At 48.7% G+C, this 16,255-nt stretch carries 12 protein-coding genes; 9 read left to right on the forward strand and 3 right to left on the reverse strand.

Annotation, left to right across the window (positions count from 1 at the left end; genetic code table 11):
- Nucleotide 1: 1 nt before the first annotated feature.
- The 7 genes from SB724_RS10435 (at nucleotide 2) to SB724_RS10465 (ending at nucleotide 10,567) form a co-directional block, all read left to right on the forward strand.
- The gene (locus SB724_RS10435; protein WP_410571029.1) at nucleotides 2-3,688 is read left to right on the forward strand and encodes a nitrate reductase subunit alpha; all 3,687 of its coding nucleotides are present in this window, start codon (nucleotides 2-4) and stop codon (nucleotides 3,686-3,688) included.
- Nucleotides 3,678-5,141 (forward strand): nitrate reductase subunit beta, encoded by a 1,464-nt coding sequence (narH, locus tag SB724_RS10440; RefSeq protein WP_410571031.1) that lies wholly within the window; start codon nucleotides 3,678-3,680, stop codon nucleotides 5,139-5,141. The genes SB724_RS10435 and narH overlap by 11 nt, the downstream gene beginning before the upstream one ends.
- Before the next feature lie 25 nt (nucleotides 5,142-5,166).
- Nucleotides 5,167-5,724, forward strand: a complete 558-nt coding sequence (narJ, locus tag SB724_RS10445; protein ID WP_088461803.1) for a nitrate reductase molybdenum cofactor assembly chaperone — start codon at nucleotides 5,167-5,169, stop codon at nucleotides 5,722-5,724.
- Nucleotides 5,721-6,392, forward strand: coding sequence for a respiratory nitrate reductase subunit gamma (gene narI / locus SB724_RS10450; RefSeq protein WP_410571034.1), 672 nt, complete (start codon nucleotides 5,721-5,723; stop codon nucleotides 6,390-6,392). Before narJ ends, narI begins: the two co-directional genes overlap by 4 nt.
- Before the next feature lie 139 nt (nucleotides 6,393-6,531).
- Nucleotides 6,532-7,161 carry a YitT family protein gene (locus SB724_RS10455; RefSeq protein WP_032875913.1) on the forward strand — a complete coding sequence of 210 codons (630 nt, stop codon included), beginning with the start codon at nucleotides 6,532-6,534 and terminating at the stop codon, nucleotides 7,159-7,161.
- Nucleotides 7,162-7,256: 95 nt separating this feature from the next.
- The gene (cls, locus tag SB724_RS10460) at nucleotides 7,257-8,759 is read left to right on the forward strand and encodes a cardiolipin synthase (protein WP_410571036.1); all 1,503 of its coding nucleotides are present in this window, start codon (nucleotides 7,257-7,259) and stop codon (nucleotides 8,757-8,759) included.
- Between the two features lie 80 nt (nucleotides 8,760-8,839).
- Nucleotides 8,840-10,567 (forward strand): ABC transporter ATP-binding protein, encoded by a 1,728-nt coding sequence (locus SB724_RS10465; RefSeq protein ID WP_410571038.1) that lies wholly within the window; start codon nucleotides 8,840-8,842, stop codon nucleotides 10,565-10,567.
- Between the two features lie 66 nt (nucleotides 10,568-10,633).
- On the opposite strand, the gene SB724_RS10470 is transcribed toward SB724_RS10465, so the two are convergent.
- The 3 genes from SB724_RS10470 to cls (SB724_RS10480) all read right to left on the reverse strand — a co-directional run bounded on the left by SB724_RS10470 (nucleotide 10,634) and on the right by cls (SB724_RS10480) (nucleotide 13,149).
- On the reverse strand, nucleotides 10,634-10,906 hold the full coding sequence (locus SB724_RS10470; protein ID WP_003151087.1) for a hypothetical protein: 273 nt from the start codon (nucleotides 10,904-10,906) through the stop codon (nucleotides 10,634-10,636).
- A 68-nt stretch (nucleotides 10,907-10,974) separates the two neighbouring features.
- Entirely contained in the window at nucleotides 10,975-11,937 is a 963-nt protein-coding gene (gene uvsE, locus SB724_RS10475) for a UV DNA damage repair endonuclease UvsE (protein WP_410571040.1), read from the reverse strand.
- Nucleotides 11,938-11,949: 12 nt separating this feature from the next.
- Nucleotides 11,950-13,149 (reverse strand): cardiolipin synthase, encoded by a 1,200-nt coding sequence (gene cls / locus SB724_RS10480; RefSeq protein WP_410571042.1) that lies wholly within the window; start codon nucleotides 13,147-13,149, stop codon nucleotides 11,950-11,952.
- Between the two features lie 138 nt (nucleotides 13,150-13,287).
- Here cls (SB724_RS10480) and SB724_RS10485 point away from each other — a divergent pair, with 138 nt between their 5' ends.
- On the forward strand, nucleotides 13,288-15,396 hold the full coding sequence (locus SB724_RS10485; RefSeq protein ID WP_410571044.1) for a (Fe-S)-binding protein: 2,109 nt from the start codon (nucleotides 13,288-13,290) through the stop codon (nucleotides 15,394-15,396).
- 227 nt (nucleotides 15,397-15,623) lie between these two features.
- The gene (gene rpoE, locus SB724_RS10490; protein WP_410571046.1) at nucleotides 15,624-16,151 is read left to right on the forward strand and encodes a DNA-directed RNA polymerase subunit delta; all 528 of its coding nucleotides are present in this window, start codon (nucleotides 15,624-15,626) and stop codon (nucleotides 16,149-16,151) included.
- Nucleotides 16,152-16,255 lie beyond the last annotated feature (104 nt).

Consider the following 16,255-nt stretch of genomic DNA (forward strand, 5'->3'; position numbering starts at 1 on the left):
CATGAAGAAAAAGAAAATGAGTCCGTTGCTCAGGAGATTAAACTATTTTTCTCCTATCGAACATCATTCAAATAACCATAGCCAAACGACAAGCGAAGATCGTGATTGGGAGAATGTATATAGAAACAGATGGCAGTACGACAAAGTCGTTCGCTCCACCCACGGCGTCAACTGCACCGGTTCTTGCAGCTGGAATATTTATGTGAAAAACGGAATTGTCACGTGGGAAGGACAAAACTTGAATTATCCATCAACAGGCCCGGATATGCCTGATTTCGAACCGAGAGGCTGTCCGCGGGGGGCCAGTTTTTCTTGGTACATCTACAGCCCGCTCCGTGTGAAATATCCATATGTGCGCGGTGTGCTGATCAATTTGTGGCGGGAAGCATTGCAGACGCATCAAAATCCGCTGGATGCCTGGAAATCGATCGTCGAAAACCCTGAAAAAGCGAAGTCCTATAAACAGGCAAGGGGGAAAGGCGGCTTTGTCCGCGCAGAATGGCCGGAGGTGCTGAAGCTGATTTCAGCCTCTCTGCTGTATACAGTGATGAAATACGGGCCTGACCGGAATGTCGGTTTTTCTCCGATCCCGGCGATGTCCATGATCAGCCACGCATCAGGTTCGCGATTCATGTCGTTAATCGGCGGCCCAATGCTCAGTTTTTATGACTGGTATGCGGATCTTCCGCCGGCGTCCCCGCAAATTTGGGGCGACCAGACGGACGTTCCGGAGAGCAGTGATTGGTACAATTCAGGCTATATCATCACATGGGGCTCCAACGTTCCGTTAACGAGAACGCCTGATGCGCATTTTCTGGCGGAAGCCCGCTATAAAGGCGCCAAGGTCATTTCAATCAGCCCGGATTTTGCGGAATCCTCAAAGTTTGCGGATGACTGGCTGAGTATCCGCCAGGGGACTGACGGGGCGCTTGCGATGGCGATGGGTCACGTCATTTTGCAGGAATTTTACGTGAACCAAGAAACGGAACGTTTTATTGAGTACGCGAAGCAATACACCGATTTTCCATTCTTCGTCACTCTGTCAAAAGAGAACGGCGTGTATACAGCCGGGCGGTTTCTGCATGCAAAAGACATCGGGCGGCAGACAAAAAATGATCAGTGGAAGCCGGCGGTCTGGAATGAACAGACAGGTGCGTTTGCCATACCGCAAGGAACAATGGGCTCCCGCTGGGACGGGCAGCAGAAATGGAATCTGCACATGATCGACGAAGACACCGGGGAACAGATTAAGCCCCGCCTCTCCGTGCTCGGAATAGAGGACGAAATCGGCATGGTGCGCATTCCGTATTTTTCAAATGACGGAAACAAAGTGCTTGAGCGGAATCTTCCTATTAAAAAATTGGATCTGAATGGTGAGGAGACGTACGTCACGACCGTGTTTGACTTGATATTGGCCAACTACGGCGTGAACCGGGGCATCGGCGGACAATCAGCCGCATCTTATGATGATCCCCGTCCGTTCACACCTGCCTGGCAGGAACAGATCACGGGAATTAAAAGAGAAGCCGTTATACAGATTGCCAGGGAGTTTGCCCAAAATGCGATCGATACAGACGGCCGGTCCATGATTATCGTAGGGGCCGGCATTAACCATTGGTTCAACTCCGACACGATTTACCGCGCGGTGTTAAATCTTGTTTTACTCGTAGGCGCCCAAGGCGTAAACGGCGGAGGCTGGGCCCATTACGTGGGGCAGGAAAAGCTCCGTCCCGCTGAAGGGTGGCAGACGATTGCAACCGCAAAGGACTGGGAAGGCGTGCCTAAACTGCAAAACGGCACCTCGTTTTTCTACTTTGCGACAGACCAGTGGCGTTATGAAGACCAGCCGATCAGTGACTTGGCTTCACCGATCGCTTCTTCATCCCGCTACAAGCATCACGCCGATTACAATGTGCTGGCGGCGCGATTAGGGTGGCTTCCGTCTTACCCAACATTCAATCAAAACGGCATTGATCTGTACAAAGAAGCTGAGAAGGCGGGGGCGGCGACACCTGAAGACGTAGGTGCGTACGTGGCCTCACGGCTTCAAGAGAAAAAACTGAAATTCGCGATTGAAGACCCAGACAATGAAGTGAATTTCCCGAGGAATCTCTTCGTATGGCGGGCCAATCTGATCTCAAGCTCAGGAAAAGGGCATGAATACTTTCTTAAGCATCTGCTGGGGACGACGAACGGTTTGATGAATGACGACAGCGACAGCATTCGCCCTGAAGAAATCAAATGGCGGGAGCAGGCACCGGAAGGAAAGCTCGACTTGTTAATCAATCTCGATTTTCGAATGGCGGGTACGGCGCTGTATTCCGATATCGTGCTGCCGGCGGCGACATGGTATGAAAAACACGATCTCAGCAGCACGGATATGCATCCGTTTATTCATCCATTTGCTCCGGCCATCTCGGCGCCGTGGGAATCGAAGTCAGACTGGGATATTTTCAAGGCGCTGTCAAAAGCCGTTTCCGATCTGGCGGAAGAAGTCGATATGGAGCCGGTGAAAGAGGTAGTCGCCACGCCGCTCCTCCACGACACGATGCAGGAATTGGCCCAGCCGTTCGGCAAAATCAATGACTGGAGCAAGGGTGAATGTGAAGCCATTCCGGGAAAAACGATGCCGAACATCCATGTCGTTGAACGGGATTACAAACACATTTTTCATAAAATGACCGCGCTCGGCCCTCATACGGCTTTAAAACCGAGCGGAACAAAAGGGATGAGCTGGTCGATTGCGGATGAATATGAATCACTCAAACAGAGACTGGGAGAAACCGATTCAAACAGCGTTGCCAAAGGATGCCCGAATATAAGTGAAGCGAAGCAGGCGGCGGAAGCGATTTTAACCCTGTCGTCCACCTCCAATGGAAAAGTCGCCGTGAAAGCATGGGAATCACTTGAAAACATCACAAACCTGAAGCTGAAAGACCTGGCGGAAGAGCGCGAGGAAGAATGCTTTACGTTCGAGCAAATTACAGCCCAGCCGAAAACGGTCATCACCTCTCCGGCCTTTACCGGCTCAGAAAAAGGAGGGCGCAGGTATTCGCCGTTTACGACGAATGTGGAAAAATTAATTCCGTGGCGGACGATGACAGGCAGACAATCCTATTATGTCGATCATGAACTGATGATGGAATTCGGTGAAACGATGGCGACATTTAAACCGATCCTCCAGCACCGTCCGTTCCTAAGCAAGCGGCCTGATCAAGAGGGCAAAGAGATCGTTCTTAATTATTTGACGCCGCATAATAAATGGTCCGTCCACAGCATGTATTTTGATTCTCTGCCGATGCTGACGCTGTTCCGCGGCGGGCCGACCGTGTGGATGAATAAAGATGATGCTGCGGATACGGATATCAAAGACAACGATTGGATTGAATGCTTCAACCGAAACGGTGTTGTCGTCGCGAGAGCGGTTTTGTCTCACCGGATTCCTAAAGGAATGGCGTTTATGCACCATGCCCAGGACCGCCACATCAACGTGCCCGGCACAAAACTGACGAATAACCGCGGAGGCACCCATAACAGCCCGACAAGGATTCACGTCAAGCCGACCCAGATGATCGGGGGCTATGCCCAGCTCAGCTACGGCTTTAACTATTACGGTCCGACGGGGAATCAGCGCGATCTGAATGTCGTCATCCGCAAGCTGAAGGAGGTCGATTGGCTTGAAGATTAAAGCGCAAATCGGGATGGTCATGAACTTGGATAAATGCATCGGCTGCCACACGTGCAGCGTCACCTGCAAAAACACGTGGACAAACCGTTCCGGTGCGGAATATATGTACTTCAATAATGTAGAAACAAAGCCTGGCATCGGCTACCCGAAGCAATGGGAGGACCAGGACAAATATAAAGGCGGCTGGACGTTGAAAAAAGGAAAGCTTGAACTGAAATCAGGCCCGAAAACGAATCGGCTTGCAGGCCTTTTCTATAACCCGAACCAGCCGACGATTGATGACTACTATGAACCTTGGAACTATGATTATGAAACATTAACAAACAGCCCGCAGAAAAAACACCAGCCGGTGGCACGGCCGAAATCGTCCTTGACGGGGGATTTCATGAATATCGAATGGGGCCCGAACTGGGAGGATGATCTCGCGGGCGGGCATATTACGGGTCTTGAAGATCCAAACGTTCAAAAAATGGAGGAATCCATTAAAACGGAATTCGATGAAGTCTTTATGATGTATCTGCCGCGTATTTGCGAACACTGCATCAATCCGGCGTGCGTGTCCTCCTGCCCGTCCGGCGCTATGTACAAACGTGAGGAGGACGGCATTGTGCTTGTTGATCAAAACGCATGCCGTTCATGGAGATATTGCGTCTCATCCTGTCCTTATAAAAAAGTCTATTTTAACTGGCAAACGAACAAAGCGGAAAAATGCACACTCTGCTTTCCGCGTTTGGAGGCGGGGCTGCCGACTATTTGCTCTGAAACGTGTGTGGGCAGAATCCGCTATCTCGGCGTCATGCTGTATGACGCGGACAAAGTGGAGGAAGCGGCCTCCGTTGAAAATGAAAAGGATCTCTACCAATCCCAACTGGACGTTTTTCTTGATCCGAATGATCCTGAGATTGCCAAACTGGCAAAAGAACAAGGCATCCCGGCTGAATGGATAGAGGCTGCGCAGCAATCGCCGATCTATAAAATGATCATCGACTGGAAGATTGCGCTTCCGCTTCACCCTGAGTACCGCACGCTGCCGATGGTGTGGTACATTCCGCCGCTGAGCCCGATTATGAATCTCTTTGAAGGAAAAGGCAGCCGGCAAACGGCGGAAGCGATTTTTCCGGCTATCGACCAAATGAGAATTCCGATTGACTATTTGGCGCAGCTGTTAACGGCCGGTGATACGGATCATATTCGGTCAACGTTAAAGAAAATGTCTGTCATGCGCCAGTATATGAGGGCGGTGCAGACGAATAAATCAATCGATCCGGAACTGATCTCCAGTGTCGGCTTAACAGAACAGCAAATTGAAGATATGTATCGGCTGCTTGCGATCGCCAAATATGATGACCGCTTTGTGATACCGAGCAGCCATCGAGAAGAAGTATCAGATTTATATGCTGAACAAGGGAGCTGCGGCTTATCATTTTCAGGCGGCCCGGGCTCTTGTTTCTAATTTTTCATAAATGAGGTGTAATAACATGAACACCACAGACCGGCAAATGACGTTCTCCGCTCTTTCCGTTCTTCTCTCATATCCGGATGAAGAGTGGAGAGCCGGGCTTCCCGATTGGAAGGCTCTTATCCATGACATCACCAATCAGCAAATCCGGGAGAAATTGCTGCACTTTTTAGAGGCGGCAGCCGGCTTTTCTCCGCAAGCGCTGATTGAACACTATGTGTATACGTTCGATTTCGGAAAAAAAACGAATATGTACGTCACCTACTTTAACTCAGGCGAGCAGAGGGAACGCGGCATCGAATTGCTGCATTTAAAAAACACCTACCAGCAATCCGGTTTCCTGCCGACAGATAAAGAACTGCCAGATTACCTGCCGCTGATGCTGGAATTCGCCGCGGTTGCGGAGATTGAAGCGGCGAGAAGCGTGTTTGAGAAATACCTGTCCAATGTGAGAGAGCTGGCTTCCCGCCTCGAAAAAAATGACAGCATCTATGCTGAGCTGCTGCACGTGCTGCAGGCCGCGCTGGAAAACATCGGTGTGCGTGAAAGCATTGAAGAAGGGGCTGTTCAGGCATGAGCGGGCAGATCCTGTGGGGCGTTATGCCATACATTGTATTGACGATCTTTATCGGCGGGCATATTTACCGCTATCAGCATGACCAATTCGGCTGGACGGCGAAATCAAGCGAGCTGTTAGAAAAGAAAAAACTCGCCGCTGGCAGCACACTTTTTCACTGGGGCTTACTATGCGTTGTCGGCGGACATGTCATGGGAATTTTGATCCCGGAAGGCGTGTATGCTTCTCTTGGCATTTCCGAGCATATGTATCACAAAATAGCGATCGGCGCAGGCCTGCCGGCGGGGATCGCGGCATGTACCGGACTTGTCATCCTGACGTACAGAAGGCTGTTTGACAAAAGAATCCGCAAAACCAGCTCGCCATCGGATATCCTGACGCTTATTCTGCTGCTGTTCATGATGCTGTCGGGCGTTGCGGCCACGTTCCTCAACATTGACTCGAAAGGATTTGATTACAGGGCAACAGTCGGGCCGTGGTTCAGGGAAATTGTTTTGTTCCGCCCTGACGCTTCTTTGATGGAAAGTGTCCCGCTATGGTTTAAGTTTCATATCATCATAGGGTACGTCGTTTTTATCCTCTGGCCGTTTACAAGATTGGTTCACGTGTTCAGCCTGCCCCTCAAGTATTTGGCCCGCAGCTATGTTGTCTATCGGAAACGCACGTAAAAATCCCCCCTGCAAAAGGGGGATTTTTTATGGTGAAAAAATAAAAACATAAGATATTTTCTGCCAAGGTAATGGCTGGGCGGCGGGGATTCCTGTTATGTTTTATTTGGAAATAACATCAACGAAAGGAGAGTGAAGAATGAAGCGGATTTTCCTCATTTTAGCCGCCTGTCTGATGACAAGCGCCGGCGTCCTGACACTCAGACATTCTCATGTATTAACCGGCGGCACAGCGGGACTGTCACTAAGCCTGTCATACGTGTTTCATTCCTCGTTTGCGATTATCTTCTTTCTGATCAATATCCCGTTTTATATATTTTCTCTCATCAGAATGGGAATCAAATTCACTCTATCCACCGTTTTTGCAGTCACAGTGCTGACTCTGTTTACCGGCGCGGATCACTGGCTGCCGCCGGTCTCTGTTTCACCGCTTGCCGGGGCGATTTGCGGCGGGGCGCTGATCGGGTTGGGCTTGTCGCTCATGTTTTATCATCAGGCATCGCTCGGCGGCGCCAATATCCTCGCTTTATTTCTGCAAAAGCGCTGCGGATGGAATCCGGGTGCCGTTAATTTCCTCTTCGATTTTGGCGTCGTGCTGGCCGGTATTTTTTCCGTCGGATTGCTGAAAGGGCTCTTCTCCTTAGTGTCGATAGCAGTCACCGGTCTGATCATCGGCATCTTCAAAAATAAAATCAAAGGCAGCTGCTCGCTCAATCCGGCATTGCTTCAGAACATCACACCCGGCCAATCACAGGAAGCTTCATCATAAGCCTTTCCGCTCGTGCGGAGAGGCTTTTTCATATGTTTACAAGCCGGAAAACAGAGGGTATACAGAGATATCGGATCAGATGGGGGAGAGTCGGGATGCTGAAAAGGAGACTGGAATTTTGCTTTTTATATATGATGCTTATCGGAGCATATGTCATATGGTTTTTTCCGGTTTCCAGGCTTGAGTTTTACGGAGGGGTGCTTTGCTATGCAAGCATTATTTTGTTCAGCATCTATTCGTTAATTCTTGAAAACCGCACCTCGCAGCACACGCTGTTATGGATTCATATTCTTGTGTTTTTTCCGATCGCCGGGTACTTATTTTACCTTTTTTCCGGCCAGCTTTATGAAAAAGGCAAGCTGTTCAGGTCGAAACGGACATACAACCGGGAAAAGCTGAGAACGATATTTGATATGGAACAAACTCCTGATCTGACCGGGCTGAAAGGAAATCAGAAGCGTTTCTTTCAATATTCAATCAAGGCGTCCCATATGAATATCAATACAAAAAGCAGGCTGAAGGTGCTCAAAAACGGGGGCGAAACATTTCCGGAGCTGTTTGAGGCGCTCCGGGAGGCCGCGTCATTTATACATATTGAGTATTACATGTTCAAATCAGACATGCTCGGGCACAAGATGATGGACATTATGATGGAAAAGGCGCGTCAAGGCGTGGAAGTGCGGTTTTTGTTCGACGCGGCCGGCAGCCTGAAGCTGGCCGGAAAAGATATTAAAAAACTGAAACGCGCGGGCGTGAACATCGTACCGTTTCTGCCGCTGAAATACGGTTTTTTCAACCAAAAATTCAATTTCAGAAATCACCGCAAGATCGTCATCGTTGACGGGAAAGTCGGTTTTGTCGGCGGGCTGAATGTCGGCAAGGAGTATATCGGCAAAGACCAAGATGTCGGCTTTTGGCGGGACACACATATGAAAGTCGAAGGAGAAATCGTTCAGACGCTCCACAGCATTTTTATGCTTGATTGGGAATACGTTTCGGATGAGGTGCTGATTGATCAGAAAGCATACACCCGCCCGGTTGCTGCAGAAAGCGGCGGCGTCTATCAAGTCGTTCCGACAGGGCCCGATATGAAGGAGCGGATGAGCGATCTGTATTATGCCATGATAGCGGCGGCCGAATCGTCTGTATGGATCGCGACGCCTTATTTCGTGCCGAATGAGCCGATTCGCACAGCGCTAAAGGAGGCTGCTGCCAGAGGCGTCCGGGTGCGTGTCATGGTGCCGGAAACCAATGACGGGTTTTTAACCCAGTATGCGACGAGATCGTATTTCCCCGAGCTTCTTCGCGAAGGAATCGAAGTCTATTCTTATCAAAAAGGCTTTATGCATCAAAAGGTGCTCATCACTGACGGAAACCTCGCCTCTGTCGGGACAGCGAATACGGACATGAGAAGCTTTCAGCTGAACTTTGAAGTCAATGTCTTTTTTACAGATCAAGAGGCGATCAAAGATCTTGAAGCGCATTATCTGGAGGATATGAAGGAGTCTGAAAAAATCAGCCCCGTCCGTTTCTATAAGCGCACATTATGGGAAAGAACGAAGGAATCCTTCGCACGGTTATTTTCCGGCGTTTTATAAAAAACGCTTTTAAAACTCCTTGTGTATAGTATAATTGAGAAATATTATCATTAAGAACGAGGCACAAGGAGGACGGAATCGTGCTGCGACAATTTTTTTCTTATTATAAACCGTACAAAAAGCTGTTTTTTCTCGACTTCTTTTCTGCCATCGCCGGCGGATTGATGGAGCTGAGTTTTCCTCTGATTGTCAATTACTTTATCGATAAATTGCTCCCGGGGCGGGATTGGAGTCTGATTATTTTGACTTCGGCGGCTTTATTCGGGGTCTACGCCCTCAGCTCGGCGCTTCAGTATGTTGTGACGTATTGGGGCCATATGCTCGGCATTAACATTGAAACCGATATGCGGAAAAAGCTTTTCGACCATCTGCAAAAGCTTTCGTTCAAATTTTACGATAACAACAAAACGGGCAGTTTAATGTCCAAGCTCACCAATGATTTGATGTATATCGGAGAAACCGCCCACCACGGGCCTGAAGACCTGTTTATCGCGATTATGACGATTTTGGGCGCGTTCGGTGTGATGCTGTTTATTAACTGGCAGCTTGCGCTGTTGACTTTTATCATTATGCCGGTCGTCATTTGGCTTGCTTTGTATTTTAATAAAAAAATGACTTCTGCGTTTACAAAACTGAACAAAGACGTCGGGGACTTCAGCGCGAGGGTTGAAAACAATATCGGCGGCATCCGTCTTGTTCAGGCTTTCAGCAATGAAGCGTTTGAAACGCAGCGGTTTGACGTGAACAATCAGCGTTTCCGCAAAACAAAGCTGACGTCATATAAAATCATGGCGAAAAACGGCTCGATCAGTTACATGCTGACAAGATTCGTCACGCTGTTCGTCCTGTTGTGCGGGACATGGTTCGTGATCCGCGGATCGTTATCTTACGGGGAATTCGTCGCTTTTGTGCTGCTGACGAACGTTCTGTTCCGTCCGATTGATAAAATCAACGCGATTATTGAGATGTATCCGAGAGGCATTGCCGGTTTTAAAAGCTTTATAGAAATACTGGAAACGGAGCCTGATATCAAGGACGCCCCGAACGCGAGACATGTGTCCGGTTTAAAAGGGAATATCCGTTATGATCGTGTGTCATTCGGTTACGAAGAAAACAGTCCGGTTCTGTCGGGAATCAATTTGTCCATTCATGCCGGGGAAACAGTCGCATTCGTCGGGCCTTCGGGAGCGGGAAAATCAACGCTGACAAGTCTGCTGCCGCGCTTTTATGAGCCGTCTGAAGGCGTGATTTCCATTGACGGTATCGATATTAAGGACATGACGCTGTCATCTCTGCGCGGACAAATCGGCGTCGTCCAGCAGGATGTCTTTCTGTTTTCCGGCACATTGCGGGAAAACATTGCTTACGGGCGGCTCGACGCGTCTGAGGAAGAAATCTGGCAGGCCGTCCGCCAGGCGCATTTAGAGGACTTGGTAAACGGGTATCCCGACGGTTTAAACACGGTGATCGGCGAGCGCGGGGTGAAACTGTCAGGCGGGCAGAAGCAGCGGCTTTCCATCGCCAGAATGTTTTTGAAAAACCCGTCGATCTTAATTTTAGACGAGGCTACATCAGCCCTCGATACAGAAACGGAAGCCGCCATTCAAAAATCGCTGCAAGAGCTGTCTGAAGGACGCACAACGCTTGTGATCGCCCATCGGCTGGCTACGATTAAGGATGCGGACCGGATCGTCGTCGTCACGAAAGAAGGCATTGCTGAACAAGGTCATCATAAGGAACTGCTGGCATCCGGCGGCATGTACCAGAGACTCCATCAGGCCCAATTCGGCGAGCTGATACATCAATAAAAGAAAAAGGATAGACAAAAGGGGCCGGGCAGCCTCCTGTCTATCCTTTTTTTATGTAGTCCGTATTTAATGGGCTTCTTTTTGCGCAGGTTCGATGATATGTTTGAAACGGTCAACAAGCTGCACCGCTTTCTTTCCTTCCACTACAATTAAATATTCTTGTTCTTTATGGGCCATTCTGAACGTTTCCAGCTCAATGATATCTTTGATTTTGCACATCGTTTTTTTAGAGTAGATATACAGCTCGTGGCCTCCCGTGTGGCAAAGCTGATAAAGCTGAAGCATGTTTCGTAAAGTGAACTTCTTAGCGGCTATTTTCAAAGATGTAATGTTTTTCATATGTTTTCTCCTCCGTCTGATGGTCTGTTATTTCGGAAATTCCCCATATAAACGGGTGATAAACCTGGTTATGCCTTCCACCTCAGCACTCCGCCCGCCAGGCGTTTGACTCCGCGGATGGCGCTTAATTCTTCGACGATCCGGAGCAGCGCCCGGTCTTTCTCTTTTGCCTCAATCATAAAGTCGATGTCCGTATCCCATTGTCTGAACCGCTCCAGCACCGGCAGAATAAAATTCGCATCCACATAGTCCGCATGACTGCGTACGGCTGATTCCGATTTTGGCGAGGAGAGATGGACCTTCGGCTTTAAGCCGATCCGCTGCCATGTTTTGATCATCCGCGGAAGAATGTCATCTAAATCAGCGTCATCGGTCGGATTGGCGTAAAAATGGTGATAATCAAACACAAACGGAATGCCTTCTTGCTCACATATACTGAGTGTTTCCTCGGACGTATATGTTTTATCATCGTTTTCTAAAGTCATCCGCTGTTTGATGACATCGGGAAGTTCTTTCAGATTCACGCGGAAACGGCCAAGGGCGCTTTGTTTGTCACCGTAAGCGCCTCCGACATGGATGTTGATGACGGAACGGTCCGCGATGCCCATTGCGTCCAGCATGTCATAATGATAGGCCATATCCTTGACCGCATTTGCGGTAATCTCCTGTTTCGGGCTTGTAAAAAGCGTGAATTGGTTCGGATGAAAGCTCGTTCTGAGGTCATATTTTCTGACCAGCCCGCCGATCTCACGAAACTCCTGGCGAAACGGCGTAACAAAATCCCACAGCACGTCCGGATGGGTGGCGAGCGGCACAATCGAGCTTGAGAACCTGTACAGCGGGATGCCGTGGCCGATCACATAGTGGATCGTGCGCAGCGTATTGGTGAGATTGGCTTTCGTCACAGAAAGCAGGGCGTCTTTCCGCTCACTGCGGGAAAGCTTGGTATAGCGCGCATATGTTAAGGTTTTTGCGGGGGACGCGTCCCAAAGGCACATGGCGTTTGCGACGAATCCGAATCTGAACAGCATATGGTTTCTCCTTTATAAAAAGTAAGATATGGCCTTTCCCAGCCATTCTGCAGGAAGCTGTCTGACGGAGCGCTGTTTCACTTTTTCTAATGTGAGAAGCTCGGATTTTTCGATGTCCTGCTTTATGGTTGAAAGCACTTCCTTTGTAAAGGCTTCATCATGAATGATGACATTCACCTCTTCATTCCAGAACAGGCTCCGTTTATCAAAATTCGGCGTGCCGATAATGCTGATGCGGTCATCTATAATGAAGGCTTTGACATGATAAAAGCCTTGATAATACCGATAGATGAGGCAGCCGGCCTTCAGAAGCTCGGGATAATAGGTAAAAGCTGTTTCCCGAACGAGCGGGTGGTCTGATTTCATCGGAACGATCAAGATGACTTTGACGCCTTTTCGGCAGGCTGAAATAAGCGCTTCCTGAAGCTTTTTGCTCGGTACATAATAAGGCGTGCCGATAATGATTTTTTTCTCCGCCTTACGGATGCAGTTTTCATAATGCGATTCAAGCGAAAAACCGTCAGATGCATATGTCCTATGAGAGATATTCCCTTCGGATAATGCCGGATAAACCCCGGGTGATCCGGGTGTTTTTCCGGTGTTTCGTTTCAGATCGCTTACAAAAAGAGTCTGAAGATCCGCCGTGCCTTCGCCGGTCATCCGCAGGTGATAATCCTCCCAGTTTCCGAACTTCGCTTTTTTGCCGAGGTACTCTTCAGCGATATTAAAACCGCCGACATAGCCGATTTTGCCGTCAATGACGGTCACTTTCCGGTGATTCCGTTTTTGCAGCCTGAAAAATAGAAACGGAAATGCCGGTTTATTTAGAAAATGAACGTGAACGCCGGCTTTTTTCATCGTTTGAATGGAAGGCTTTTTCACTTGGCGGCTGCCCGCCCAATCGAGCAGCAGATATACGGAGACGCCGGCTTGGGCCTTTTCTTTCAATAAATCAAACATCTCATGGCTGACTTGGTCGTTCTTCATAATAAAAAACATCATATGAATAGAAGAGACGGCTTGGCGGATATCGGCCGTCATCTGCCGCACAAGCTCGCTGCCGCAGTGAATGAGTGTGATATCACTCTTTTTCGGGTCAAAAACGGGCTCATACGCCTGTTTTTTGTACGCCGCCCGGCCAAGCAGCATATCAAGCAGCATAAGTGCGATCAATATGATAAAAATGACAAGCAACACAAAAATGACCTTCATACCGACGCTCCTTTCCGAAGTATTCGTAGTGTGCCCTGAGAATGTGAATTTAATTATTGACTGAACACTCATTCATTATTTATGATAAAGTAAAGATATGACAATGAAGAGGGGTATCAGAACAAAGGGGGAGACAAGATGAACGCATTTCTCATGGTAAACGCGCTGCTGTTTTCAGCTGTAACCGCTTACGCCTTTTATTTATTCGTTTACCTGATCAGAACGAGGATCGCTTATATTAAGCTCGGCCAAAGGGAAGAATTTGATAAACGCCTGAAAGAACGTCTTCAGAAGATATGGGTGAATGTGTTCGGACAGAAAAAACTGCTGAAAGATAAAAAGAGCGGCATCATCCACGTTCTGTTTTTTTACGGTTTTATACTCGTTCAGTTCGGCGCAATTGATTTTATTCTGAAAGGGCTGCTTCCGGACCGCCATCTGCCGTTCGGTCCGCTTTATCCGGCGTTTACCTTTTTTCAGGAAATCGTTACGTTTCTGATTTTAATCGCCGTAGTCTGGGCGTTTTACCGGCGCTACATTGAAAAGCTCGTCAGACTGAAACGCGGGTTTAAAGCGGGGCTTGTCCTGCTGTTTATCGGCGGACTGATGGTGACGGTGCTTCTCGGGAACGCCATGAACCTTTTATGGCACGATCATTCTCTGTCTTGGACGGAGCCGATCGCTTCCTCTATTGCGTTTGTGCTCGGCGGTCTTTCAGCGCCGGCGGCCGCCGGCGTGTTTTATGTTTCATGGTGGCTTCATCTGTTGTTTTTGCTCAGCTTTTTAGTGTACGTGCCGCAATCAAAGCATGCGCACTTAATTGCGGGTCCGGCGAATGTGTTCCTCAGCAGGCTGGATTCAAAAGGAAAGCTGGAAAAAATCGATTTCACCGATGAGACGAAAGAAAGCTACGGCGTCGGAAAGATTGAAGACTTCCGCCGCTCTCAGCTTGTCGACCTTTACGCCTGCGTCGAATGCGGCCGCTGTACAAATATGTGTCCGGCCTCCGGTACGGGCAAGATGCTCTCGCCGATGGACCTCATTTTAAAGCTCAGAGACCATTTGACGGAGAAAGGCGCTGCCGTGACGTCAAAATCTCCGTGGGTGCCCGCGCCCGTTTTTCAGCACACGAAGGCGAATCAGCTCGCCGCGGCTTCCTCAGGGGGAGGATCGCGTGAAGCGGCGGCAGCCATTGATTACAACCCGAGCTTAATCGGCGAGGTCATCACGGAAGAGGAGATTTGGGCATGCACCACTTGCCGCAACTGTGAAGATCAATGTCCGGTCATGAATGAACACGTTGATAAAATTATCGATCTGCGCCGCTATCTTGTGCTTACGGAAGGGAAGATGGACAGCGACGCGCAGCGGGCCATGACAAGCATTGAAAGACAGGGAAACCCGTGGGGCTTAAACCGGAAAGAGCGGGAGAACTGGCGGGAGCAGGCTGATACAGAGATTCCGACAGTGAAAGAAATGAAAAAACAAGACAAAGAGTTCGACTATTTGTTTTGGGTCGGCTCGATGGGTTCCTACGACAACAGGAGCCAAAAGATTGCCGTCTCATTTGCAAAGCTGCTCAATGAAGCGGGCGTATCCTTTGCGATTCTCGGCAATAAGGAAAAAAACTCAGGCGATACGCCGCGCCGTTTGGGCAACGAGTTTCTGTTCCAAGAGCTGGCGGAACACAACATCGGCGAATTTGAAAAACACGGGATCAAAAAAATCGTCACGATTGATCCGCACGCCTATAATATGTTCAAAAATGAATATCCTGATTTCGGATTCCGAGCCGAAGTCTATCATCATACTGAATTATTAGCCGAGCTTGTGTCACAGGGAAAACTAAAACCGCATCACCCGGTGAATGAAACGATTACCTTCCATGACTCGTGCTATTTAGGAAGATACAATGAAGTGTATGAGCCGCCGAGAGCGATCTTAAAAGCCATTCCGGGCGTTCAATTGAAGGAAATGGAGCGCAGCCGCGAAAACGGGATGTGCTGCGGCGCCGGGGGAGGGCTCATGTGGATGGAAGAAGAAACGGGAGCGAGAATCAACACGGCCCGGACTGAGCAGGCGCTTTCTGTCAGTCCGACGGTCATCAGCTCCGGATGTCCTTACTGTCTGACCATGCTCGGTGACGGTACGAAAGCGAAAGAAGCCGAAGACGCGGTCGGCACTTATGATGTCAGTGAATTGCTCGCCATGTCTGTATTCGGCGCCGAAAAACAAGAGTCTTTATAGAAAGAAGCGGGCCGCCGGCGCATATGCCGGCGGCTTTGTTTTCGCACATCAGCCGATTTATGAAGGGACGGCTCTAAAATTTCTTAAATTACGCTGTTAAGGGTAGCATATTCTGTTTTAATTTGTTTATAATGAGAGGTATGGTTTATGAACAAAACAATACAAATTCGTTCTTATTATAGGATAGAAACAGATACATATAAGTAATAGAAAGGGAGTGTCCGACCTTGAGTATCAAACAATATTCTCAGGAACAGCTGAAGCAGATGGCTTTAGTTGAAATCGCTCACGAAATTTTCTCAGAACATAAAAAACCGGTTCCGTTCCAGGAGCTGCTGAATGAAATGATCTCCTTGCTCGGTGTTACGAAAGAGGAACTGGGCGACCGTATCGCCCAATTTTATACAGACCTGAACATTGACGGCCGCTTTATTGCTCTGTCAGACCAGACGTGGGGGCTTCGCAGCTGGTATCCGTACGATCAGCTGGACGAAGAAACACAGCCGACTGTAAAAGCGAAAAAGAAAAAAGCGAAAAAAGTCGTTGAGGAAGATCTCGACCTTGATGAATTCGAGGAAGTTGACGAAGATGACATCGATCTCGATGAAATAGAAGAAGATATTGACCTTGAAGCAGACAGCTTTGACGACGAAGATATCGATGAAGAAGATGACGACGAGCTTGAGATCGAAGACGAGATGATTGAAGAAGATGAGGAAGATGATGATGATGAGGAAGAGGGTCGCAAAGACTGATTTTATATCAGCAAAACGATCTTGACTTTCATTGTCGAACTATGTAGTATGTATTTTGGGCTCTTCAAAAAGAAGAGAATTCATAAGAGTGCTACGCTCCCTTT

Source organism: Bacillus sp. SIMBA_031 (assembly GCF_046535225.1).
Classification (GTDB): domain Bacteria; phylum Bacillota; class Bacilli; order Bacillales; family Bacillaceae; genus Bacillus; species Bacillus velezensis.

Excerpts from the sequence above, each read along its gene's own strand:
- SB724_RS10435 (WP_410571029.1), top strand. The coding sequence starts at position 2 with ATGAAGAAAAAGAAAATGAGTCCGTTGCTCAGGAGATTAAACTATTTT.
- narJ (WP_088461803.1), top strand. The coding sequence starts at position 5,167 with ATGAACACCACAGACCGGCAAATGACGTTCTCCGCTCTTTCCGTTCTT.
- narI (WP_410571034.1), top strand. The coding sequence starts at position 5,721 with ATGAGCGGGCAGATCCTGTGGGGCGTTATGCCATACATTGTATTGACG.
- SB724_RS10455 (WP_032875913.1), top strand. The coding sequence starts at position 6,532 with ATGAAGCGGATTTTCCTCATTTTAGCCGCCTGTCTGATGACAAGCGCC.
- cls (WP_410571036.1), top strand. The coding sequence starts at position 7,257 with ATGCTGAAAAGGAGACTGGAATTTTGCTTTTTATATATGATGCTTATC.
- SB724_RS10470 (WP_003151087.1), bottom strand. The coding sequence starts at position 10,906 with ATGAAAAACATTACATCTTTGAAAATAGCCGCTAAGAAGTTCACTTTA.
- uvsE (WP_410571040.1), bottom strand. The coding sequence starts at position 11,937 with ATGCTGTTCAGATTCGGATTCGTCGCAAACGCCATGTGCCTTTGGGAC.
- cls (WP_410571042.1), bottom strand. The coding sequence starts at position 13,149 with ATGAAGGTCATTTTTGTGTTGCTTGTCATTTTTATCATATTGATCGCA.
- SB724_RS10485 (WP_410571044.1), top strand. The coding sequence starts at position 13,288 with ATGAACGCATTTCTCATGGTAAACGCGCTGCTGTTTTCAGCTGTAACC.